General features: G+C 45.4%; 18 protein-coding genes. 12 read left to right on the top strand and 6 right to left on the bottom strand.

The window, feature by feature from the left end:
- Positions 1–49 precede the first annotated feature (49 nt).
- Positions 50–1,261 (top strand): argininosuccinate synthase, encoded by a 1,212-nt coding sequence (locus AB4154_RS02290; RefSeq protein WP_017061137.1) that lies wholly within the window; start codon positions 50–52, stop codon positions 1,259–1,261.
- A gap of 347 nt (positions 1,262–1,608) precedes the next feature.
- Complete coding sequence (gene argH, locus AB4154_RS02285) at positions 1,609–3,483, top strand: argininosuccinate lyase (RefSeq protein WP_017061136.1); 1,875 nt, start codon at positions 1,609–1,611, stop codon at positions 3,481–3,483.
- Positions 3,484–3,738: 255 nt separating this feature from the next.
- Here the strand turns inward: argH and AB4154_RS02280 are convergent, their stop codons facing one another.
- Positions 3,739–3,987, bottom strand: a complete 249-nt coding sequence (locus AB4154_RS02280) for a DUF3624 domain-containing protein (RefSeq protein ID WP_029235423.1) — start codon at positions 3,985–3,987, stop codon at positions 3,739–3,741.
- A gap of 87 nt (positions 3,988–4,074) precedes the next feature.
- Here AB4154_RS02280 and AB4154_RS02275 point away from each other — a divergent pair, with 87 nt between their 5' ends.
- Complete coding sequence (locus AB4154_RS02275; protein WP_017071317.1) at positions 4,075–4,434, top strand: RidA family protein; 360 nt, start codon at positions 4,075–4,077, stop codon at positions 4,432–4,434.
- Between the two features lie 69 nt (positions 4,435–4,503).
- Here the strand turns inward: AB4154_RS02275 and AB4154_RS02270 are convergent, their stop codons facing one another.
- The 4 genes from AB4154_RS02270 to AB4154_RS02255 form a co-directional block, all read right to left on the bottom strand.
- Positions 4,504–6,192 carry a hypothetical protein gene (locus tag AB4154_RS02270; protein ID WP_017063690.1) on the bottom strand — a complete coding sequence of 563 codons (1,689 nt, stop codon included), beginning with the start codon at positions 6,190–6,192 and terminating at the stop codon, positions 4,504–4,506.
- Positions 6,193–6,437: 245 nt separating this feature from the next.
- Positions 6,438–7,904 carry a dihydrolipoyl dehydrogenase gene (locus AB4154_RS02265; protein ID WP_102370803.1) on the bottom strand — a complete coding sequence of 489 codons (1,467 nt, stop codon included), beginning with the start codon at positions 7,902–7,904 and terminating at the stop codon, positions 6,438–6,440.
- A 275-nt stretch (positions 7,905–8,179) separates the two neighbouring features.
- The gene (locus AB4154_RS02260; protein WP_017061133.1) at positions 8,180–8,908 is read right to left on the bottom strand and encodes a glutathione peroxidase; all 729 of its coding nucleotides are present in this window, start codon (positions 8,906–8,908) and stop codon (positions 8,180–8,182) included.
- A 44-nt stretch (positions 8,909–8,952) separates the two neighbouring features.
- Positions 8,953–9,132 (bottom strand): hypothetical protein, encoded by a 180-nt coding sequence (locus tag AB4154_RS02255; protein ID WP_017096544.1) that lies wholly within the window; start codon positions 9,130–9,132, stop codon positions 8,953–8,955.
- On the opposite strand from AB4154_RS02255, the gene oxyR reads away from it, so the two are divergent.
- The gene (gene oxyR / locus AB4154_RS02250) at positions 9,131–10,024 is read left to right on the top strand and encodes a DNA-binding transcriptional regulator OxyR (protein ID WP_136974333.1); all 894 of its coding nucleotides are present in this window, start codon (positions 9,131–9,133) and stop codon (positions 10,022–10,024) included. The two genes, AB4154_RS02255 and oxyR, sit on opposite strands and share 2 nt — an antisense overlap.
- A 111-nt stretch (positions 10,025–10,135) precedes the next feature.
- On the opposite strand, the gene AB4154_RS02245 is transcribed toward oxyR, so the two are convergent.
- Positions 10,136–12,697, bottom strand: a complete 2,562-nt coding sequence (locus AB4154_RS02245; protein WP_170962810.1) for a penicillin-binding protein 1A — start codon at positions 12,695–12,697, stop codon at positions 10,136–10,138.
- A 151-nt stretch (positions 12,698–12,848) separates the two neighbouring features.
- Here AB4154_RS02245 and pilM point away from each other — a divergent pair, with 151 nt between their 5' ends.
- The 8 genes from pilM (at position 12,849) to AB4154_RS02205 (ending at position 20,744) form a co-directional block, all read left to right on the top strand.
- Positions 12,849–13,874 (top strand): type IV pilus assembly protein PilM, encoded by a 1,026-nt coding sequence (gene pilM / locus AB4154_RS02240; RefSeq protein ID WP_017061130.1) that lies wholly within the window; start codon positions 12,849–12,851, stop codon positions 13,872–13,874.
- On the top strand, positions 13,858–14,457 hold the full coding sequence (locus tag AB4154_RS02235; RefSeq protein WP_017061129.1) for a PilN domain-containing protein: 600 nt from the start codon (positions 13,858–13,860) through the stop codon (positions 14,455–14,457). Before pilM ends, AB4154_RS02235 begins: the two co-directional genes overlap by 17 nt.
- Positions 14,450–15,079: a type 4a pilus biogenesis protein PilO gene (locus AB4154_RS02230; protein ID WP_017061128.1), complete on the top strand. Its 630-nt coding sequence runs from the start codon at positions 14,450–14,452 to the stop codon at positions 15,077–15,079. Before AB4154_RS02235 ends, AB4154_RS02230 begins: the two co-directional genes overlap by 8 nt.
- Entirely contained in the window at positions 15,066–15,584 is a 519-nt protein-coding gene (locus AB4154_RS02225; protein WP_017061127.1) for a pilus assembly protein PilP, read from the top strand. Before AB4154_RS02230 ends, AB4154_RS02225 begins: the two co-directional genes overlap by 14 nt.
- A 35-nt stretch (positions 15,585–15,619) precedes the next feature.
- Entirely contained in the window at positions 15,620–17,338 is a 1,719-nt protein-coding gene (locus AB4154_RS02220) for a type IV pilus secretin PilQ (protein WP_137001068.1), read from the top strand.
- Positions 17,339–17,514: 176 nt separating this feature from the next.
- Positions 17,515–18,033 carry a shikimate kinase AroK gene (gene aroK / locus AB4154_RS02215; protein ID WP_017061125.1) on the top strand — a complete coding sequence of 173 codons (519 nt, stop codon included), beginning with the start codon at positions 17,515–17,517 and terminating at the stop codon, positions 18,031–18,033.
- 25 nt (positions 18,034–18,058) lie between these two features.
- Positions 18,059–19,147, top strand: a complete 1,089-nt coding sequence (gene aroB / locus AB4154_RS02210) for a 3-dehydroquinate synthase (RefSeq protein ID WP_017061124.1) — start codon at positions 18,059–18,061, stop codon at positions 19,145–19,147.
- Positions 19,148–19,226: 79 nt separating this feature from the next.
- Positions 19,227–20,744 carry an SPOR domain-containing protein gene (locus AB4154_RS02205; protein ID WP_372122098.1) on the top strand — a complete coding sequence of 506 codons (1,518 nt, stop codon included), beginning with the start codon at positions 19,227–19,229 and terminating at the stop codon, positions 20,742–20,744.
- Positions 20,745–20,777 lie beyond the last annotated feature (33 nt).

Here is a 20,777-nt window from a genome sequence, read left to right as displayed (position 1 = left end):
ATTTCCAACGCTGACCGCCATGTGCAGTATGGAAACTAGGAGAAAGAAAATGAGCAAAGTTAACGTAAAGAAAGTTGTAGTAGCCTACTCTGGCGGTCTAGACACATCAGTAATCATTCCATGGTTGAAAGAGAACTATGACTGTGAAGTGGTTGCGTTTGTTGCGGATGTTGGTCAAGGCGACGAAGAGTTGATTGGTATCGAAGAGAAAGCAAAAGCTTCTGGTGCATCTGAGTGTTACATCGCAGACCTTAAAGAAGAGATGGTTGCTGACTACATCTACCCAACGCTGAAAACGGGCGCTTACTACGAAGGTAAATACCTACTAGGTACGTCGATGGCGCGTCCAATCATCGCGAAAGCACAGGTTGAAGTCGCACGTAAAGTAGGTGCAGACGCACTGTGTCACGGCTGTACTGGTAAAGGTAATGACCAAGTTCGTTTTGAAGGCGCATTTGCTGCACTAGCACCTGATCTACACGTAATTGCACCATGGCGTGAATGGGATCTAGTGAGTCGTGAAGAGTGTCTAGATTACCTGGCTGAGCGTAACATCCCTTGTACGGCTTCTCTTACTAAGATTTACTCGCGTGATGCAAACGCATGGCACATCTCAACAGAAGGCGGCGTTCTAGAAAACACATGGAATGCACCTAACGAAGATTGCTGGGCTTGGACTGTAGACCCTGAGCAAGCGCCAAACGAATCTGAAACAGTGACGCTTAAAGTTGAAAAAGGCGAAGTGGTTGCGGTTGATGGCGAAACAATGACGCCATACAACGCACTGGTTTACCTAAACGAGAAAGGTGCTAAGCACGGTGTTGGTCGTATCGATATCGTAGAGAACCGTCTTGTTGGCATGAAGTCTCGTGGTTGTTACGAAACTCCGGGTGGCACAATCATGATGGAAGCACTGCGTGCAGTAGAGCAACTGGTTCTTGATAAAGCGGCATTCGAATTCCGTGAAGAGCTCGGTGTTAAGGCTTCTCACCTTGTATACGATGGTCGTTGGTTCACTCCACTATGTAAGTCAATCCTTGCCGCGACAGAAGAGCTAGCACAAGACGTGAATGGTGAAGTGGTTATCAAGCTTTACAAAGGCCATGCAACGGTGACTCAGAAGCGTTCTGACAACAGCCTGTACTCAGAAGAGTTTGCAACCTTTGGTGAAGATGAAGTTTACGACCAAAGCCATGCTGAAGGCTTCATCCGCCTTTACTCGCTATCAAGCCGTATCCGTGCTTTGAATAGCCAAAAGTAATCCTAACAATGAGTTAGTGAGCTAGCCTTTGATGAAAGATTGAAGGTTAGTAAACAGACATTATTATGCAAAGCCCATTCACTATTGATTAGTGAGTGGGCTTTTTACTTTCTATTTGCCTAATAAATCAGCTTCGGTTTTTCCTATCGGATGGCATATAATTCGCGCTCCACGCTAAAAATAATCAATGGATTGAACTGTTGGTGAATAAATATGTGAAAATAATGAATTAATACTTTATTTTCATTTTGAATTGCCGTAAGTTTAAACCATCAGAAAAATACTGAATCTTAATCAGAATTATCATTTGCAAAAACAGTGAGCACTGTGCAATTAGGAGATACACAATGGCATTATGGGGCGGTAGATTTACCCAAGCAGCAGACACCCGGTTCAAAGATTTTAACGATTCTCTTCGTTTTGATTACCGATTGGCTGAGCAAGACATTGTGGGCTCAATTGCCTGGTCTAAAGCTCTACTGTCGGTCAACGTATTAACAGAAGAAGAGCAACAGAAGCTTGAGTTAGCGCTGAATGAGCTAAAACTTGAGGTGATGGAAGATCCTGAACAGATTCTACGTTCTGATGCAGAAGATATTCACAGCTGGGTTGAGCAGCAACTTATCGGCAAAGTCGGTGACTTGGGCAAAAAACTTCACACTGGCCGTTCTCGTAACGACCAAGTGGCGACAGACCTGAAACTATGGTGTCGTCAGCAAGGTAACCAACTGCTACTGGCATTGGATCGCCTACAAAGCCAAATGGTGAACGTTGCTTCTCAGCATCAAGAAACCGTGCTTCCTGGCTACACTCACTTACAACGTGCTCAGCCGGTAACTTTTGCTCACTGGTGCTTGGCTTACGTTGAAATGCTTGAGCGTGATTATTCACGTTTGAATGATGCGATTAAGCGTCTAGACACATGTCCGCTGGGTTCTGGTGCCCTTGCTGGAACAGCTTACCCGATGGACCGTGAAGAGTTAGCTCACAACTTAGGTTTCCGTCGTGCAACGCGCAACTCTCTAGATTCAGTTTCTGACCGCGACCATGTGATGGAGCTAATGTCGATTGCTTCTATCTCTATGCTTCACCTTTCGCGTCTTGCAGAAGATATGATTTTCTACAACTCAGGTGAATCAAACTTCATCGAGTTAGCGGATACCGTGACGTCAGGTTCATCTCTGATGCCACAAAAGAAAAACCCAGATGCGCTAGAGCTTATCCGTGGCAAAACTGGCCGTGTTTACGGTTCATTAGCGGCAATGATGATGACAGTAAAAGCTCTGCCTTTGGCGTACAACAAAGACATGCAAGAAGATAAAGAAGGTCTGTTCGACGCTTTAGATACTTGGAATGATTGTATGGAAATGGCAGCACTCTGTTTTGACGGCATTAAAGTGAACGGCGAACGTACACTTGAAGCCGCGAAACAAGGCTACGCGAACTCAACTGAATTGGCTGATTACCTAGTAGCGAAAGGGATTCCTTTCCGTGAAGCTCACCATATTGTTGGTGTGACGGTAGTGGCGGCGATTGCTAAAGGCTGTGCATTAGAAGAATTAACCATCGCAGAGATGAAAGAGTTCTCTGAGGTGATTGAGGAAGATGTGTATGACATCCTGACCATTGAATCGTGTCTTGAAAAACGTAGCGCGCTAGGCGGTGTATCTCCACAGCAAGTGGCTTACGCGGTTGACCAAGCTGAGAAACGTTTATCACAGCGTGATACGTCCATCGTCAAGGTTCGTCCTGCTCGTCTGACCGATATTGAAGCGTTGGAAGGTATGGTCGCTTACTGGGCGAACATGGGTGAAAACCTACCTCGTTCTCGTAATGAACTGGTGCGTGATATTGGCTCGTTTGCGGTCGCAGAGCATCATGGTGAGGTGACAGGTTGTGCATCACTCTATGTGTATGACTCTGGCCTAGCGGAAATCCGTTCACTGGGTGTCGAAGCTGGCTGGCAAGGTCAAGGGCAGGGTACCGCAATTGTGCAGCACTTGGTTGAGAAAGCGCGACAAATGGCCATCAAGAAGGTGTTTGTGCTGACTCGTACTCCAGAGTTCTTTATGAAGCATGATTTCTTACCAACATCGAAATCTCTGCTGCCTGAGAAGGTACTGAAAGATTGTGACCAGTGTCCTCGTCAACATGCGTGTGATGAAGTGGCATTGGAAGTGAACTTGGTAGAGCAGATAATTGCTAAGGTTAATGTTGCATAAGGCATTGATTTTATAGCTCCTAAAAAAAAGATCAAAAATCTGATCTTTTTTGGGAACAAACTAAGAAAAGCCCGGTCTATTAAAGTACCACTGCTTTTTCTTAGAATTTTCTAAGAAAGCCCTAGAATCGATTGGTTCTGGGGCTTTTTTCTATCTGCTGTTCGGGAAATGACAATAGCTCGAAAATTATGATGAATTATCGGATTGTTTAGCCCTGTCTCTAATCACTACTCTTTATCCAATAAAGACTTCCAGCTAACGTTTTTTGCCCTTTAACGGTAGCACCACAAACTTCATGACCCAATGCAACGACAGCAAGCCACTGAACGCGAAAGCGGCCATCATCAACGCGATGGCATTGATGGTTTTTGGGTCTTCTCTGAAAAACAGCCACCATACTCCCCAACTCAAAATCGACAACACCATCAGCTGATTCATGCAACGCTGGCAGCGACCGAGCTTGTTACGGATTTTTTCACTTTTATTGCAATGAATGCATGTCATCTTGGGTTTGATTCGCGTTATGCTTGTTGCCCTGATAATAACACGTCACAAGATATTGGATCACGGTGACACAGAGAGAGAAAGTCGATGATTGAGCGCCAAGAAACCAAGCAACGTATGAGCCGTATTGTTAAACACAACGGTACTATCTACCTATGTGGCCAAGTTTGTGCTGATGCAACTAAAGACATCACTGAACAAACTCAAACCATGTTAGATAAAGTAGAAGCGCTACTTGAGCAAGCAGGCAGCGACAAAGAGCACATGCTGTCAGCAACGATTTACTTGAAAGACATGAAAGACTTCCAAGAAATGAACGCAGTTTGGGATGCATGGGTTCCAGAAGGTCACGCTCCAGCTCGCGCATGTGTGACTGGCGACATGGCTCGCGAAGCGCTACTTGTTGAGATCTCTGTGATTGCTGCTGAGAAAAACAGCTGTTGTTAAGTCATTCTTAGTTCAATGAAAAGCCTCGCTGTTATGCGAGGCTTTTTTATATGACTAATTCTGAAACAGTTAGCTAGATACTTTTTGCATTATGCTACGACCAACAACTTGACCCGACTTAGATTTCTTCGTACGGATTAACAAGCCTTGATCCCAGTCTGTCCCAGCAGGTTGGTATTCCCATTTGACGAAATACTCTTTATTGTCAGAGCACACGTCACCCTGAACATAGTCATCTTGATCACAGAAGCGCACGACCGTGTTCAACTCTGTAAGGGTTGCCTGAGATTGTCGACCTGTTTGGTTGAACCACCAATAATCGATGTTAGCTAAATCTTCATAGGTGTATGGTTCGTCATGGGTATTGTCTTGTGCGGTTCCATTTTGACATTCCGAACCGCTGATGGTGACATTGGATTCTGAGAAAGAGTAGCTTTCCTTCGCTACGGAGTTGTCTGCGCAAATCTGAGTGTTAACCCATTCACCTTCAAAGTTTACGTAGCGCTCACCTCCAGCCTCATCTACAGGATAATAGAATGCGACTAACTGAGTGTTTCGGCTATCGGTGCAACTTGATGGCGATAGATCACAGCTATCTCCATTTAACTCTGTTTTGTTAGTAATCTCTGTGTAGATGCCAGTAATCGGGTCGTAAGCTCCTGAGATAACTTCACGCTGCCATGCGGAGTCGATATCTCCATCATCTTTATCGTCTCGAACTCGTTCATTGAAGTGATTTAACTCACTAATAGTGCTTGCTTGGAATGGACCAAAATTGAACTCATCCCAAGGAAATGGTTCGTTGGTTTCTTGAACACCTTCAGGGTCTTGCAGTTGGTAAGCGAATGTCCCATTTTTAATGATCGAATAATTTTCGTCGGGGATTCCATCACAGCTTTTATCAACAAAGTTATGGCCTGCCGCGAGGCAGTTTAAATAATCTTCAGCTCTGCTTTCCGAAAGGGATGTGTCGTTTGAGCCAGCAAGCATAACTACGTTTTCTGAATCTAAAGTGAAGTCCATAGATGTCATGCCACGAGTTTTTTCAAAGAGCTCGATTGGCAGGGTTTTATCTGCATGTACGTAGGTAAATGTTTGTGGGTCTAAGTCTGTAGCGATTTTATACTGAGTAACATCGATATAGCGTACGTGTTTATGACCACCTTGTGCGAACGGGTTGTTGGTATCAACGTCTCCACGCACCATTTCACCAAAAGAATCAGACATATGTGCGATAGCTTCAGCGTCAGTCACTATGTTCGTGGAAGCAACGCCAATCTCAGTTAAAAAAGTCTCAACACTGCTGATATTGTCGAGTCTAAGGTTGACTAACGCATCAGCAACTTGCTGATCGTCTCTGTCTTGTAGCTTTTCCGGGATAGTTAAAACGCCGCTTCCGGAACTACCAAATTGGTTATTAACAGACTGGAGTAGAACCGCTAAGTTTATCGCTCTGTTGTATTTACCAGCTGCTTCAAACGGTGTTACTACTTCTTGCACTGAAGCTGCTCCTACTTTTACACCATCAGGACCACCAATATAAAAGGTGACTGAATCGTTCGGGAGGGCGTTGAAATTCCCTTCTGAATCCGTTACTCCATTTAACCCTGAGCTTGTTGTGTATGATAACCCTTCAACAGCAGAATCAATAAATTGGTATGAGGTTATAGTTTCCTCGCTTGATCCTGAATTGGAGTCTGAGCCGCACCCAATTAAAGCCAAAGTAATGGTTGCTGCTAGCAAACTTTGTTTGAACATTACATCTTCCTTGTGAACATTTTAGTTGTAGTAAATTGCTGAAAATTCCCTTTATGGAATAAAGGTCACCTTTCGATGAGTTACTATTATAGAGGTATGCAAGGGGATGAATGGAAGTGTCGAAATGTATCTAAAAGTAACCAAGTGACTTTAATCATACTTGGTGTGGAAAACATTATGAAATATGTGGGTAAATAGAAAAATAGCTTACCAAAGGTAAGCTATTTATATTAAATATCAATAATTTAACAACCAGGGCCACAATCTAGGCAGTGTTTCACCATCTCTGGGCCTAGGTGCAGTTTCGCATTCAGGTCACGTAGGGCAGTTCGTACACCCTCTTCGATTACTGGGTGGTAGAACGGCATGTCTAGCATCTCAGAAACCGTCATCTTGTTCTGGTGTGCCCATGCTAACAAGTGAGCCAAGTGTTCTGCGTTTGGTCCCATCATCTCAGCACCAAGGAAGCGGCCTGTACCTTGCTCGCCGTATACGTGCAGAATACCTTTGTTGCGCAGCATCACTCGAGAACGACCTTGGTTTTCGAAAGACACTTCACCCGTTGCGAAACAGCCACATGTGCCCAAGCGTGTGGTGATCTCTTTGTAGGTTTCACCAACCATCGCGATTTGCGGGTCAGAGAATACTGCCGAGATTTTAGAGCGGCGTAGGCCTGCACGAATCTCTGGGAAGCGACCTGCATTGTCACCCGCAATACGAGCTTGGTCTGCTGCTTCATGCAGTAGAGGCAGTTGGTTACTCGCATCACCAGCGATAAATATTGATGGTAGTGATGTTTGTAGCGTGTAGTGGTCTGCGATTGGCACACCACGTTCATCAAGCTCTAGAGAGGTATTCTCTAAGCCAAGCTTGTCAGTGTTAGGGCGACGACCTGTTGCTGCTAGTACGTATTCAACGACGTTAGTTTCTAATTCACCTTGTTTATTGATGAACTGGATTTCGACACGTGGCTCACCCGATTCAGTGGTAATGCGCTTCATGCTTTCGATTTTCACGTCGGCATCGAGATAGAACTCTTCATTGAAAGCTTTATCTGCATAAGCCATGATCTCTGGATCAGTTACTGGGCCAACTTGACCACCCAAACCGAACAGTTTGGTCTTCACACCTAAGCGGTGCAGTGACTGACCAAGCTCAAGACCAATAACACCAGGGCCAAATACCGCAACCGATTCTGGTAAATCATCCCAGCTGAACACGTCGTCGTTAATGATCAGGCGATCGCCAAGTTCATTCCAAACGGCAGGGTATGCAGGGCGAGAACCGGTCGCGATAACAATACGCTTAGCGGTGACAACCGTGTGGTCATCAATTTGTAGCGTGTTATCGTCTAAGAATTTTGCGTAACCAGAGATCTTGTCTTGCTCTGGGATTTCATCAACGCCTTCTAAAACAAAACCAACAAAACGGTCACGCTCAAACTTCACTCGCTCCATCACTTCACGACCGTTAATCACGATATCGCCTTGTGGGTGAACGCCAAAAGCCGGAGCTTTCTCGATTTGGTGTACGCTTTCTGCAGCTGCAATAAGCAGTTTAGATGGCATACAACCAACGCGAGCACAGGTAGTACCGTAAGGGCCGCCTTCAATCATCACGACACTGTCAGTGTGTGCTTTTGCAGCGCGGTAAGAACCTAGACCTGCCGTACCGCCCCCGATAACTGCTACATCTACATTGACTTGTTTCATAATAATTTTCTCGCAATGGCTGAATTTAGTTTGAACGAACCCCTCCAACTCTGGTGATTTTTTTGAGAGTCAGGATAACGGGTCAGTTTTGTGATTCTGTTTTATTAGGTTTAGCTTGTGACTCTGCTTTTATTGCTAACTATAGGTTAGTAAAAGACAGGCGAGTCACCAGCTATATTCTTTTTCCCAAAACTCAGATAAGAGTGTTTGGAATAGCTAACCCACAAGAGGGTGGGTTAGCTGATACTTCTAAGCCTATATCGGCGATGAAGCTATTAGCCTAGGAAAGTTTCTAGTTCTTCACTACCACCGATGTGTTTGCCACCGATGAATACTTGAGGAACGGTAGTGCGACCAGAGATTGCACGTAGGCTTACTGTTGTTGCATCTTTACCTAGAACCACTTCTTCGTAGTTCAGACCTTTGTCGATTAGGTTCTGTTTTGCTTTCATACAGAAAGGACAGCCTGGCTTAGTGAATACTGTGATTGACTCTTGCTCTTTGTGCTCAGGAGCAAGGTAGTTCAGCATAGTGTCTGCATCAGAAACCTTGAACGGGTCGCCTGGTACGTCTTCTTCGATGAACATTTTTTCTACCACGCCGTTTTTAACCAGCATGCTGTAGCGCCACGAACGTTTGCCGAAGCCGATGTCGTTTTTCTCAACTAGCATACCCATGCCGTCTGTGAAATCACCGTTACCATCAGGGATGAATGTGATGTTTTCCGCTTCTTGGTCTGCTTTCCATGCGTTCATTACGAACGTGTCGTTTACAGAAACACAAAGGATGTCATCAACGCCGTTTTCTTTGAACACTGAATGTAGTTCGTTGTAACGAGGTAGGTGGCTTGACGAACATGTTGGTGTAAACGCACCTGGTAGGCTGAATACGATAACTGTCTTGTCTTTGAATAGCTCTTCCGTCGTTACGTTAACCCATGCATCACCTTGGCGAGTTGGGAATGTTACTTGAGGGATTGATTGACCTTCTTTAGATGCAAACATATTGATTTCCTTAAATAGTATTTTTAATTTTGTTCTATCAGAGCTTAACGTTTTTCTTCGCTCTGTTTCGTTTCGTTGAGCCCATTATTAGATAAATCCTTTGATAGCTCTAATCGTTTGATGTTATGGTTTTGATAGGTAAATTCTATCAAGAGCATTTTTCTTTTAAATGTTTCTATTAGAACTCTTGTTCTTATTAAAACCTGAGGTAAGAGACTGATCATGAACATTCGTGACTTTGAATACTTGGTGGCGCTCGCAGAGCATAAACACTTCCGAAAAGCGGCAGAAGCGTGCTTTGTCAGTCAGCCGACACTAAGCGGTCAAATACGCAAACTAGAAGATGAAATTGGACTTCAGTTAACCGAGCGTAGTCCAAGGAAGGTAATATTTACAGAATCAGGGTTACAACTTGTTGAACAAGCCAAGCGTATTCTCAATGAAGTGAAAACTTTTAAGGATATGGCGAGTGGACACGGTGAAGCGATGACCGGACCAATGCACATTGGTTTTATTCCAACCGTTGGTCCTTACATTCTGCCTAAGATTGTTCCTCATCTTAAAGAGAGCTTCCCAGATCTTGAGCTTTACCTTCATGAAGCTCAGACCCACCAGTTAGTGAGTCAACTTGAAGATGGCAAGCTGGACTGCTTGGTACTGGCTGCGGTTGATGAAACCGCGGTGTTCAAAGAGATTGATGTGTATGACGAACCATTAAGTGTCGCGGTTCCATGTGACCATGAGTGGGCTCAGCAGGACACCGTTGATATGCTCCAACTCAATGGACAGACAGTATTGGCGTTAGGTGACGGTCACTGTTTAAGAGACCAAGCCCTAGGGTTCTGTTTTGCTGCGGGTGCAAAAGATGACGAGCGCTTTAAAGCGACAAGCTTAGAAACGCTACGTAACATGGTGGCAGCAGGGGCGGGCATTACCTTGCTACCTCAGTTATCGGTGCCAAAGGAAAAGCAGAAAGATGGTGTGTGTTACGTACCTGCGGTGAATCCAACACCTTCACGTCGAATTGTCGTGGCTTACCGTCCGGGCTCTCCATTGAAGGGACGTTTCGAGCAATTGGCTGATACGATTCGAACTCAACTGGAGAAGACGGCTTAGTGCTTGAGTATAGAGCCTAGTCTGGTCAGATATAGATATAAAAAAAGGGTTGATATGAATGCATATCAACCCTTTTTATTGGTTCATGTTACTAGGTTCAACAAACCCTAGTTAGAACAGCTCTTCTACTGCTTCACCTGATGAGGTTGAGTAGATGTCGTCATTGAAACGTTCAGTGATGTATTCGGTTGGCTCTGTGCCTTTCTCGAAGTACTCGAACATTGATGAGCTATCGAACTTGTTGGTCAGTAAGCCAGTCTCACGGTCGATACGAACACGAACGATGTTTTCTGGAAGCTCTTTACGCTCAGCAGGAACGCCCGCTAACGCCGTACCCATGAAATCAACCCATGCAGGTTCTGCTGTTTTCGCGCCAGCTTCTGCACCAGTAATCTGATTCTTACCAAGGTTCGAGTTCGCTTTGGTTCTGCCTAGGTTGCGGTTGTGGTTATCAAAACCAACCCATACCGTTGCAACCATGCCAGGGCCGTAGCCGCTGTACCAAGTATCTTTTGAATCGTTGGTGGTACCCGTTTTGCCGCCAATGTCACGACGCTTCAACGGCTGCGCACGCCAACCAGTACCGTTCCAACCAGTGCCAGCGCTCCAATCACCGCCACCCCAGATGTTGCTGTACATCATTTCACGAACAAGGAATGCGTTCTGTTCAGAGATAACTTGAGGTGCGTATTGTACTTTGGCATCCACATCTTGTTCTGCAAATTCATCAGCCATTGGGTCTGTGGTTATTTGCTGTTGGCAATCGTCTTTACAAACTACTTTTGGTGTCGCTTCAAACTCAGTCTCACCAAATGGTGTCTCAATGCGGCTGATGTAGAAAGGTTCAACGTAGTAACCACCGTTAGCGAATACTGAGTAACCTTGCGCTACTTTCATTGGCGTTAAGCTACCAGCACCTAGCGCAATAGTTTCAGAACGCGGTACTTCGTCAATATCAAAGCCAAAGCGAGTTAGGTAGTTACGAGTGTCATCTAAGCCAACTTCACGCAGTACACGTACCGCCATTACGTTTTTAGATTGAGCTAAGCCAATACGTAAACGAGTTGGACCCACGTAAGTCGGTGGCGAGTTCTTTGGTCGCCATGCTGTACCTTGGCTCTTATCCCATTGGTTAATCGGTGCATCGTTGATTAGTGAGGCTAGCGTTAAGCCTTTCTCAATCGCTGCTGAGTAGATAAATGGTTTGATACCAGAACCCACCTGACGAATAGATTGCGTTGCACGGTTGAACTTGTTGTGAACAAAGTTAAAGCCACCGACCATCGACAATACCGCGCCGTTGTTCGGGTTCATTGCAACAAATGCGGTATTCGCATTAGGTACTTGGCTTAGTCGCCATACAATCGGCGTTTTTGATTCTGCCGTTGCTGACTCTTCTGTCGGCTCTTCAGAGACTTCGTCGCCTGTTACGGCTTCATGGCGAACCCAAACTTGCTCACCAACAGCTAGAATCTCTTTTGCTTGAGATGGAGCAGGGCCTTGGCGATTGTCTGTTAGGAACTTACGTGCCCAGTTCATGCCTTGCCATTCAATTGTGCCTTCACCTTGGTTTTTAACCCAAACCTGAGCGCTTTTCGAGTCAACTGAAGTTACAACCGCAGGGACTAGGTCACCATAGGTTGGCTGAGACTTAAGGTGTTTAACGATCTTGTCGTGGTCCCAAGCTGATTGCTCGGTTTGCCATAAGACTTTTTCAGCACCGCGGTAGCCGTGACGCTCATCGTAGCCAAGCAGGTTCTTAATCGCTGCTTGGTTCGCTGCTTTTTGCAGTTTTGAATCAACGGTGGTGTAGACCTTCATACCTGATGTATAAGCGGCTTCGCCATAGCGTTCCACCATCCAAGCACGTGCAACTTCTGCAACATACGGTGCGCTCAGTTCAATTTCTGCACCATGGTACTTCGAGATCAGCTTTTCACTGCGAGCTTCATCAAACTCTGCTTGAGTGATGTATTTCTCGTCTAACATACGACGCAATACAACGTTACGACGGTTAGTCGCGCGCTCAACAGAGTAAATAGGGTTCATTGTCGAAGGTGCTTTTGGCATACCCGCAAGGGTCGCAATTTCACTCAGCGTGAGATCAGGAAGATCTTTACCGAAGTAAACACGTGCTGCCGCGCCAAAACCATACGAACGGTGACCAAGGAAGATCTTGTTGACGTAAAGCTCCATGATCTCTTCTTTACTAAGAAGTTGCTCAATGTGGATCGCAATGAAGATCTCTTTGATCTTACGCATAATCTTTTTCTCATTAGATAAGAAGAAGTTACGCGCAAGCTGCTGAGTAATGGTACTCGCACCTTGTTTGGCTGAACCCGACATTGCAACCACGAGTGCTGCACGTGTGATACCGATTGGGTCAATACCTGGGTGTTCATAGAAACGGCTATCTTCGGTGGCAATCAGAGCCTCAACTAAGTGGCGAGGAATCTCGTCATAAGTGACTGGATTACGACGCTTTTCACCAAATTGAGAGATCAGCTTACCGTCTTGACTGAAGACTTGCATCGGCGTTTGGAGTTCTACGTCGCGCAAAGTGGCAACATCAGGCAACTCTGGTTTTACGTAAAAATAAAACCCGAAAATTGTACTGACTCCAAGAATCATGCAAATCAATGTAAATATGAATAATCGCTTTATGAACTTCACCGGATAATCCCTGATTAGTTAAGGCTGATAAGCAGCAAACCCTTGTACTCTAGGCTAAAAACTTAGCTTTCGTTTATTAACGCTTATTTAACTAATAATCACAACCCCTAGATAATCAACGAAATGCTTGGCACTTCAGGAGCTAGGTCACATGGGTTCATCATTAATTACAGGTATAGATATAAATCATCACAGCATCAAAGCCGTGGTACTAAAACCCGTGGGGGAGTTGTATGCCCTAGTGGGATACAAAGAGCTGCCGATTTCGGACGACATTTTTACAGCTAACCATACTTTGGAGTATCAGAAAACTGTTAAGAAACTTAAAGAACTTAGGAAAGGACTGCCTTTTGGCTGTCGCAACGTCGCCATTTCGGTACCTGATAACACGGTGATCAGCAAAGTACTGCAAATAGAGAGTGAGTTAGAAGACAGAGAAAAAGAGTTTTCTATCTATCAAACCTTCGCCCATCAATCTCCCTTTCCTATCGAGGAGCTGAGTTTAGATTTTGTAAAGCTGGAAGACAAACGATTTGGTAAAGGTTCGACAAGCAGTTATCAGGTATACGCCACTCGTAAAGAAGTTGTGGATAGCCGAGCGGATGCATTAACCAAGGCTGGCTTCAAACCTGTGGTGGTGGATACACAGGCGCATGGGCTACTTAATATCTGGCAATTGGCCTCGCGCCTGTATCCCGATAAGAAAAACTGGTTGCTAGTGGATGTTGGAATCGACCAAACCTCGCTAGGGGTTATCCCGCAGAATTCGGCGCCTTTCTATAAAGACATCGCCTTTGGCACTCAAGATCTTCGCAGCTCAGATGACCCGAGTGATATCGAGAGCGTGTTCGGTACTATGGAAGAGACACATCAATTCATTGTTAACCTGATTGAGAAGCTCAAGCGTCAATTGCAGCTCTATTCATCGGGAAATGCGCAGCAACCTATCTCAGGGATTTGGTTGATGGGCGAGGGCGCCAGCATCCCTATGGTAACCGAAGAGCTAGAACGCCATTTTCAGTTGAGCTGCGAGTCATTGAATCCTTTGTCTTTATTTGAGAATAAGGTCGCCAAGAGACGCCGACTGCCGATTGACTGGCAACACTTTGGTATCGCGGCGGGTATGGCGATGAGTGGGCTCAAGTGGCAGGGAGAGAAGCATGTTGCATCAAATTAACCTGCTGCCGTGGCGTGATGAGATTCGTGCTCAGCACAAGAAGCGTTTTATCCATCTGGTCATTCTTGGCGTCATCATTGCGCTTATAGGGCAATGGGCGGTTGGTCACTATTTTCACGATCAACAAGCCAAGCAGCAAGCTCGCCTCAATTACCTCAATCAGTACATTGCTGAGCTCGACCGACAAATTCAGTCGTTAAAAGTCGCAGAGCAAGAACACAAAGCCATTCTGACTCGACTTGATGTGGTTGAGTCGCTGCAGCTTGGCCGTAATAAGACCACCGATTTCATGAACTTGATGCCGGAGCTGATTCCAGAGGGTGTCTATGTCGACAAGATAAAGATGAATGGTCAGGAGATTGAAATGTCGGGCATCAGCGACAGCACTGCTCGTCTCGCCACCATGTTGGACAACCTCGAACGTTCAGATTCTTTGAAAGGGGTCGAGATGCACTCTATCGTTCATAACCGCAAGCGCTTCAATAAAGAGTTTCAGACCTTCAAGGTCTCTTTTGTGTTTAGCCCTGTGTCTTTAGAAAACACAACCGCGAGCAGAAAAGATAAGGGGGCGCATCATGGCTAACCTTCAAAATAGGATTAGTAGGCAAAACAGGATGAGCTTGCAAGATCTCGATGTTGATGAGATCACCGAATGGCCATTGTTGCCTCAGCTTCTCGTGATTCTGGTGTTGATGGTGTTAATCCAAGGTGTTGGCACTTGGCTGTATCTGCTGCCGCTCGACGAGGAACTGAAACAGATGAAGCAACAGGAGCAGACCTTAAAAACGACCTTGAGGATAAAGGCGAATAAGGTTGCAGCCTTGCCTAAGTTGCAGAGCCAGTTGGATGAGCTAACTAGTCGCTACGATTATCTATTAGAGCAGCTGCCCGTTCAAAAGGAGTTAGCGAGCATGTTGGCCTCCGTGAATGAGCTCGGCTTGGATAACTCGCTGACCTTCACACGAATCGATTGGGGGCAAAAGCAGAATAAGGAGTTTCTCTATCGATTGCCTCTCAATATAGAGCTGACAGGTGACTATCACGAGATTGGTGACTTCTCAGCTGCCATCGCCAAGCTGCCGCGTATTATTAGCTTTGATGATGTGAATTGGCAGCGAGTCAGTCAAGAAAGTAGCACGCTGCACTTTAGGGTTCGAGCTTATACCTACCAGTTTAAATCGGAGGTTAATGATGAAACCCAATAGCGCGTTTTACTCAATCGTATTGATGCTTGCGTTGTCAGGCTGCAAAGCTAATCAAGACTCACTGCAAGATTTTGTGGCGCAGGTTGAAGCCAAGGCGAGAAAAGATGTCGAGCAACTTGTCCCAGCAACTGAATTCACGGCGGCGACTTATCAGCGCCGATCTTTGCGTCCTCCCTTTGAACTGCCTAAAGAAGCCATTGTGCAAAACCAACCCTTGGTTAAGAAAGACTGTTGGCAACCCAGCGCCCGTTCTCGTAATGGCAAGTTAGAGAAGTACCCGCTGAGTAAGCTTCGTTTAAGAGGCGTGATGGGCAATGGCTCAAGCGTGTTTGGCTTAGTGCAAACACCCAAAGGCAACGTGGTAAACGTCAAGAAAGGCCAGTTTATCGGCTTAAACAATGGCCGAGTTACTAAGGTGACGAGCCAATACGTTCAGATTAATGAAACTCTTCCAGATGGCTTAGGTTGTTGGCATAAGCGCAACGTTAGGCTGGCTCTGAAGTAAACCAATGTCACATGATGTGGATATGAGATGTAAATATGATTAAAGGAATAAGTGGATTAGTGAGCAAGGCTCTACAAGGTTTTGCTGTGTCTGTGATGTTGGTTGTTAGCGTGCTCAGCCATGCCGAGAGCTTACCGAACAAATTGGAGAATATTGATTTTAGGGTCAATAAGGATAAAGACGCCGTCATCATTATTGAGCTGGCGACCAGCACAGCAGTGGTGGATGTTCAACGAGCTCAGGAAGGGTTAAGTATCGAGCTAATCAATACTCAAGTTGATGATGACAAGCTCTACCTGCTGGATGTGAAGGATTTCGCTACCTTGGTTGAAGGCATTGAAGTCTATAAAGAGACACCAAGCACTCGGCTTCTAGCGACGATTAGCAATGACTATCAGTATGAATACAACCTAAAGGGGCGCTTTATTGAGGTGGTGATCAGCAAACCGGTGCTCGATGAAGCGACCAAAGAAAAAAGCGTTCTAGAGAAAGAGGGCAAGCTGATATCGATTAACTTCCAGGATATCCCGGTACGAAATGTCATGCAACTGATTGCCGATTACAACGACTTCAATCTCGTGGTGTCTGATTCGGTAGCCGGAAACCTGACGTTACGCTTAGATGGCGTACCTTGGCAGCAAGTTCTCGACATTATCTTGCAAGTTAAAGGCTTGGATAAGCGTGTTGATGGCAATGTTATCTTGGTCGCGCCGAAAGCGGAGCTCGACCTTCGAGAGCAACAAGCGTTAGAGAAATCGCGCTTAGAAGAGGAGTTAGGGGAGCTTAAATCGGAAATCATCAAGATTAACTTTGCTAAAGCCACCGACATCGCTGACATGATTGGAGGTGAAGGTGCGGTCAGCATGTTGTCCGATCGTGGTTCGATTACCATTGATGAGCGCACCAACTCACTGCTCATTCGTGAATTGGAAGAAAACATTGCCGTGATCCGAGGCATCATTGAATCGTTAGACATTCCCGTGAAGCAGGTACAGATAGAGGCACGTATTGTCACGGTTACTGAGGGTAATCTTGATGAGCTTGGCGTGCGCTGGGGCGTTTCCTCAACCAACGGAAGCTTCACCGTTGGTGGCTCAATCGAAGGTAACCACCCATCAGCGATTACGCCGTATGACGACGATAGCGGCAGCAGCGTGATTGATGACTATCTCAACGTCAATTTAGGGGCAACATCGCCGAACGCCTCGAGTATTGCGTTTCAGGTGGCCAAACTGGGTTCAGATACCTTACTCGATCTTGAACTGTCGGCACTGCAACAAGAGTCAAAAGCTGAAATCATTTCTAGTCCACGCTTAATCACCACCAATAAAAAGCCGGCTTATATTGAGCAAGGTACTGAAATTCCTTACTTAGAGTCATCTTCAAGTGGCGCTACGTCGGTTGCATTTAAGAAAGCCGTGTTGAGTCTTAAGGTGACACCGCAGATCACGCCCGATAATCGTTTGGTATTGGATTTGAGCGTGACTCAAGATAGGCCAGGGCAAGTGGTAAAAACTGGAACCGGTGAAGCGGTCGCCATTGATACGCAAAGAATAGGTACGCAAGTGCTTGTTAATAATGGTGAAACTGTCGTGCTTGGCGGGATATTTCAGCACAGCGTGAGCAGTACAGTGGATAAAGTTCCTCTGTTGGGGGACCTGCCAGTTTTGGGCGCATTGTTCCGTCGCAGCTATGAAAATGTGGGTAAAAGTGAACTACTTATTTTTGTCACACCCAAAGTTGTGATTCAGTAATGAACAATTAGATTAAAAATAAAGTTGCATTAGTGGCACCTAACCTTGATAATTTCGGGTCTTATCACGAATTATCTGTGAGGAATCGGTGCCACGGGCCTTTTAATTTCAGTACTTGTACTGACCTACCTTGTGGCGATGTCATTGAATTAACGTTGTAAATTACTGCTAAAAACATGGCTGAGAAACGCAATATTTTTCTTGTTGGCCCAATGGGCGCCGGCAAAAGTACAATTGGTAGACACCTAGCTTCCCAACTTCATATGGAGTTTCTAGACTCTGACACTGTGATCGAAGAGCGCACTGGCGCAGACATCGCATGGGTTTTTGATGTTGAGGGCGAAGAAGGTTTCCGTAAGCGCGAAGAATCTGTAATCAATGATCTGACAGAAGAACAAGGTATTGTTCTTGCGACAGGTGGTGGTTCAGTGTTGAGCAAAGAAAACCGTAACCGTCTATCTGCACGAGGCATTGTTGTATACCTAGAGACAACAATTGAAAAGCAACTTGCTCGCACTAACCGCGACAAGAAACGCCCTCTACTTCAAACAGACAACCCGCGTGATGTGCTAGAAGATCTAGCTGTATCTCGCAACGCACTATACGAAGAAGTGGCGGACTACACAGTTCGTACTGACGACCAAAGTGCAAAAGTGGTAGCCAACCAGATCGTAAAAATGCTAGAAGAACGTTAAGTTCATTTTTTCGGAGAGCAAACCCATGGAACGGATTACGGTCAATCTAGCTGAGCGTAGCTACCCTATCTCTATTGGCGCCGGGTTATTTGAAGACCCGGCGTACCTTTCTTTTTTATCAGGTAAGCAGAAAGTTGTTGTTATCAGTAATGTGACAGTAGCGCCTCTTTATGCTGATAAAATTTTATCGCTATTGGATCAAGTCGGCTGTCAGACATCTCTTCTCGAGCTGCCAGACGGTGAACAGTACAAAACCCTTGAAACGTTCAATTCAGTGATGAGCTACATGCTTGAAGGAAATTACAGCCGCGATGTGGTGGTGATTGCTTTAGGAGGTGGTGTTATCGGTGACTTGGTCGGTTTTGCTGCCTCTTGTTACCAGCGCGGTATTGATTTCATTCAAATCCCGACGACCCTTCTTTCTCAAGTGGACTCTTCTGTTGGTGGTAAAACCGCAGTAAACCATCCTCTTGGTAAGAATATGATCGGCGCTTTTTACCAACCGAAATCTGTGATCATCGATACCAACTGTTTATCAACGCTTCCAGAGCGTGAGTTTGCAGCGGGCATTGCTGAGGTGATCAAATACGGCATCATTTACGATGAAGCCTTCTTTGATTGGTTGGAGCAGAATCTAGAGAAACTTTATCAACTTGATGAAGAAGCACTGATTACCGCGATTGCTCGTTGTTGTGCAATTAAGGCTGAAGTGGTGGCTCTAGATGAAAAAGAGTCAGGAATCAGAGCGTTATTGAACCTAGGTCATACATTTGGTCATGCGATTGAAGCAGAACTAGGCTATGGTAATTGGCTACATGGTGAAGCTGTGTCGTCAGGCACTGTAATGGCAGCTAAAACAGCTCAATTACAGGGACTGATCTCTCAGCAGCAACTTGAGCGAATTATTTCTATACTCAAGAATGCGAAACTACCAATCCATACGCCAGAAAGCATGTCTTTTGAAGACTTTATGAAGCACATGATGCGCGATAAAAAAGTGCTGTCTGGTCAGTTGCGTTTGGTATTACCAACAAGTATTGGTACTGCTGAAGTGGTTGCTGATGTGCCTCAAGACATCATTAAACAAGCGATCGATTTCTGCCGTACTCTTTAAATTTGGTTGTGAGGTTGCCTAGCTAAACTCTAGGCAACTGAAGCGTTTTACTGATCGATCTTATCAGTAGGGATCCCCAATGAGTTTGGCTCATGAATTAAGAGTATTAGAGTTAGAATCTCAAGTTGAGCTGCTAGAGCGCTTACAGCTTTTGACTAACTTTGGTTCAAACCTTGTGACGGTGGCGGGCAAAGCTGGCTCTGGCCGATCTTGGTTGGCTCAGCGTTATCTTGAAGCATGGTCGACAGAAAAAAATCAGTGTTTACTGCTTTGTCATCCAAGCCAAGACGATCAACAACGCCGTGCGCTCATTCTTAGCCAAATTGTTTCTGATCCCCTGTTTAATCAACATGATTCTTTATCGGATAGCCTAACAAGGTTACTGGATGGAGAACCGTGTAATGTGGTTATCGTCGTTGATGATGCCCAACGACTTTCTGATCTATTGGTATCCGAATTATGGATGTTGGTACTGGAAGCTCAATCAAACCCTCAATGGACGATCAATATCGTTCTCTTCTCGGAACCTGGCCACTTAGATACGTTATTAACGCGTTTGAGCTACGGTCAACAACACAAACCTATCGATCTTGAGATCGATGACCTTTCGCAACCAGAAGCTGAACATTTCTTTGAATCACTGGTGATTCGATATGTTGATGATGAGTCTGAAACTTGCGTGCGACGTGCGTTTAATAAAGCGCAACCTCTGCCCGGTGAGTTAATGGCTTTAGGAGAATTGAAAGTGGAAAAAAGGATTATTATTCGCTCAATTATTGGCTCACCCATCAATATCGCGATTGTGGTGGCCTTGCTGTTGATTTTAATTGGTGGTGGTTATTGGTGGATGTTCAGTCAACCAACCCCTGACGATAAAGCGCAATCTCTTATCGCTCCGATTGAACAGACAGCTATCCCAACTTTTGAAGTGGAAAGTGGTACCGAGCAAGCTGGAATCGACGGAATGGACGATTCTGAAGCCGAAGCTGACATGAGTTATCAAGGTGCTGATGACGACAGCTCATCTTTGCCACCGACTGTCGTTGAAGATACCGCGAGTGTTGGAGAAGTCGAACAAGATCAGCAGCGTGTCGTAATCACCTCTGATGTGGTTGATGCCTTGCTTGATGATAAACCTGAAAGTGCCGATACCAGTGCGATTGATGCTGCTGTTGAAGAAAACACAGGTGCCGCGGTGAGTTCGCAATCAGATGCAGACAAAGTGGAGTCACAGCCTTCAGCCGATGAAGCAACAGACCTAACACAGTCCACGCCACCGACTAAGAAAATTACATTCTCATTTTCTCGCGAAGAGTTACAAGCTATCTCTCCGCGAGCTTATACTTTGCAGTTGAGTGCGATGACCTCATTGGACGACGTACAGTCTTTCATTGAAGAGTATGACCTTGAGAACAAGGTTCGTATTTACCCAACACTTCGCAACGACACCAAGTGGTTTATTATCACTTATCAAGATTACCCAACGATTCAAGTGGCGAGAGACGCGGTAAGTGCGTTATCAAAATCCCTTCAACAGTTGGAACCTTGGGCAAAATCGATGAATCAAGTGCATCGAGAGATAGAACGTGCGAAATAACCCTGAGCTTAGCCTCAAAATATGTTACATTCC

The organism is Vibrio sp. 10N.286.51.B11, from assembly GCF_041469245.1.
Taxonomy (GTDB): domain Bacteria; phylum Pseudomonadota; class Gammaproteobacteria; order Enterobacterales; family Vibrionaceae; genus Vibrio; species Vibrio crassostreae_C.
Note: the sequence above shows the minus strand (reverse complement) of the source record. Positions and strands in the feature narration are given on the sequence as shown.

Excerpts from the sequence above, each read along its gene's own strand:
- AB4154_RS02290 (WP_017061137.1), top strand. The coding sequence starts at position 50 with ATGAGCAAAGTTAACGTAAAGAAAGTTGTAGTAGCCTACTCTGGCGGT.
- argH (WP_017061136.1), top strand. The coding sequence starts at position 1,609 with ATGGCATTATGGGGCGGTAGATTTACCCAAGCAGCAGACACCCGGTTC.
- AB4154_RS02280 (WP_029235423.1), bottom strand. The coding sequence starts at position 3,987 with ATGACATGCATTCATTGCAATAAAAGTGAAAAAATCCGTAACAAGCTC.
- AB4154_RS02275 (WP_017071317.1), top strand. The coding sequence starts at position 4,075 with ATGATTGAGCGCCAAGAAACCAAGCAACGTATGAGCCGTATTGTTAAA.
- AB4154_RS02270 (WP_017063690.1), bottom strand. The coding sequence starts at position 6,192 with ATGTTCAAACAAAGTTTGCTAGCAGCAACCATTACTTTGGCTTTAATT.
- AB4154_RS02265 (WP_102370803.1), bottom strand. The coding sequence starts at position 7,904 with ATGAAACAAGTCAATGTAGATGTAGCAGTTATCGGGGGCGGTACGGCA.
- AB4154_RS02260 (WP_017061133.1), bottom strand. The coding sequence starts at position 8,908 with ATGTTTGCATCTAAAGAAGGTCAATCAATCCCTCAAGTAACATTCCCA.
- oxyR (WP_136974333.1), top strand. The coding sequence starts at position 9,131 with ATGAACATTCGTGACTTTGAATACTTGGTGGCGCTCGCAGAGCATAAA.
- AB4154_RS02255 (WP_017096544.1), bottom strand. The coding sequence starts at position 9,132 with ATGATCAGTCTCTTACCTCAGGTTTTAATAAGAACAAGAGTTCTAATA.
- pilM (WP_017061130.1), top strand. The coding sequence starts at position 12,849 with ATGGGTTCATCATTAATTACAGGTATAGATATAAATCATCACAGCATC.
- AB4154_RS02235 (WP_017061129.1), top strand. The coding sequence starts at position 13,858 with ATGTTGCATCAAATTAACCTGCTGCCGTGGCGTGATGAGATTCGTGCT.
- AB4154_RS02230 (WP_017061128.1), top strand. The coding sequence starts at position 14,450 with ATGGCTAACCTTCAAAATAGGATTAGTAGGCAAAACAGGATGAGCTTG.
- AB4154_RS02225 (WP_017061127.1), top strand. The coding sequence starts at position 15,066 with ATGAAACCCAATAGCGCGTTTTACTCAATCGTATTGATGCTTGCGTTG.
- AB4154_RS02220 (WP_137001068.1), top strand. The coding sequence starts at position 15,620 with ATGATTAAAGGAATAAGTGGATTAGTGAGCAAGGCTCTACAAGGTTTT.
- aroK (WP_017061125.1), top strand. The coding sequence starts at position 17,515 with ATGGCTGAGAAACGCAATATTTTTCTTGTTGGCCCAATGGGCGCCGGC.
- aroB (WP_017061124.1), top strand. The coding sequence starts at position 18,059 with ATGGAACGGATTACGGTCAATCTAGCTGAGCGTAGCTACCCTATCTCT.
- AB4154_RS02205 (WP_372122098.1), top strand. The coding sequence starts at position 19,227 with ATGAGTTTGGCTCATGAATTAAGAGTATTAGAGTTAGAATCTCAAGTT.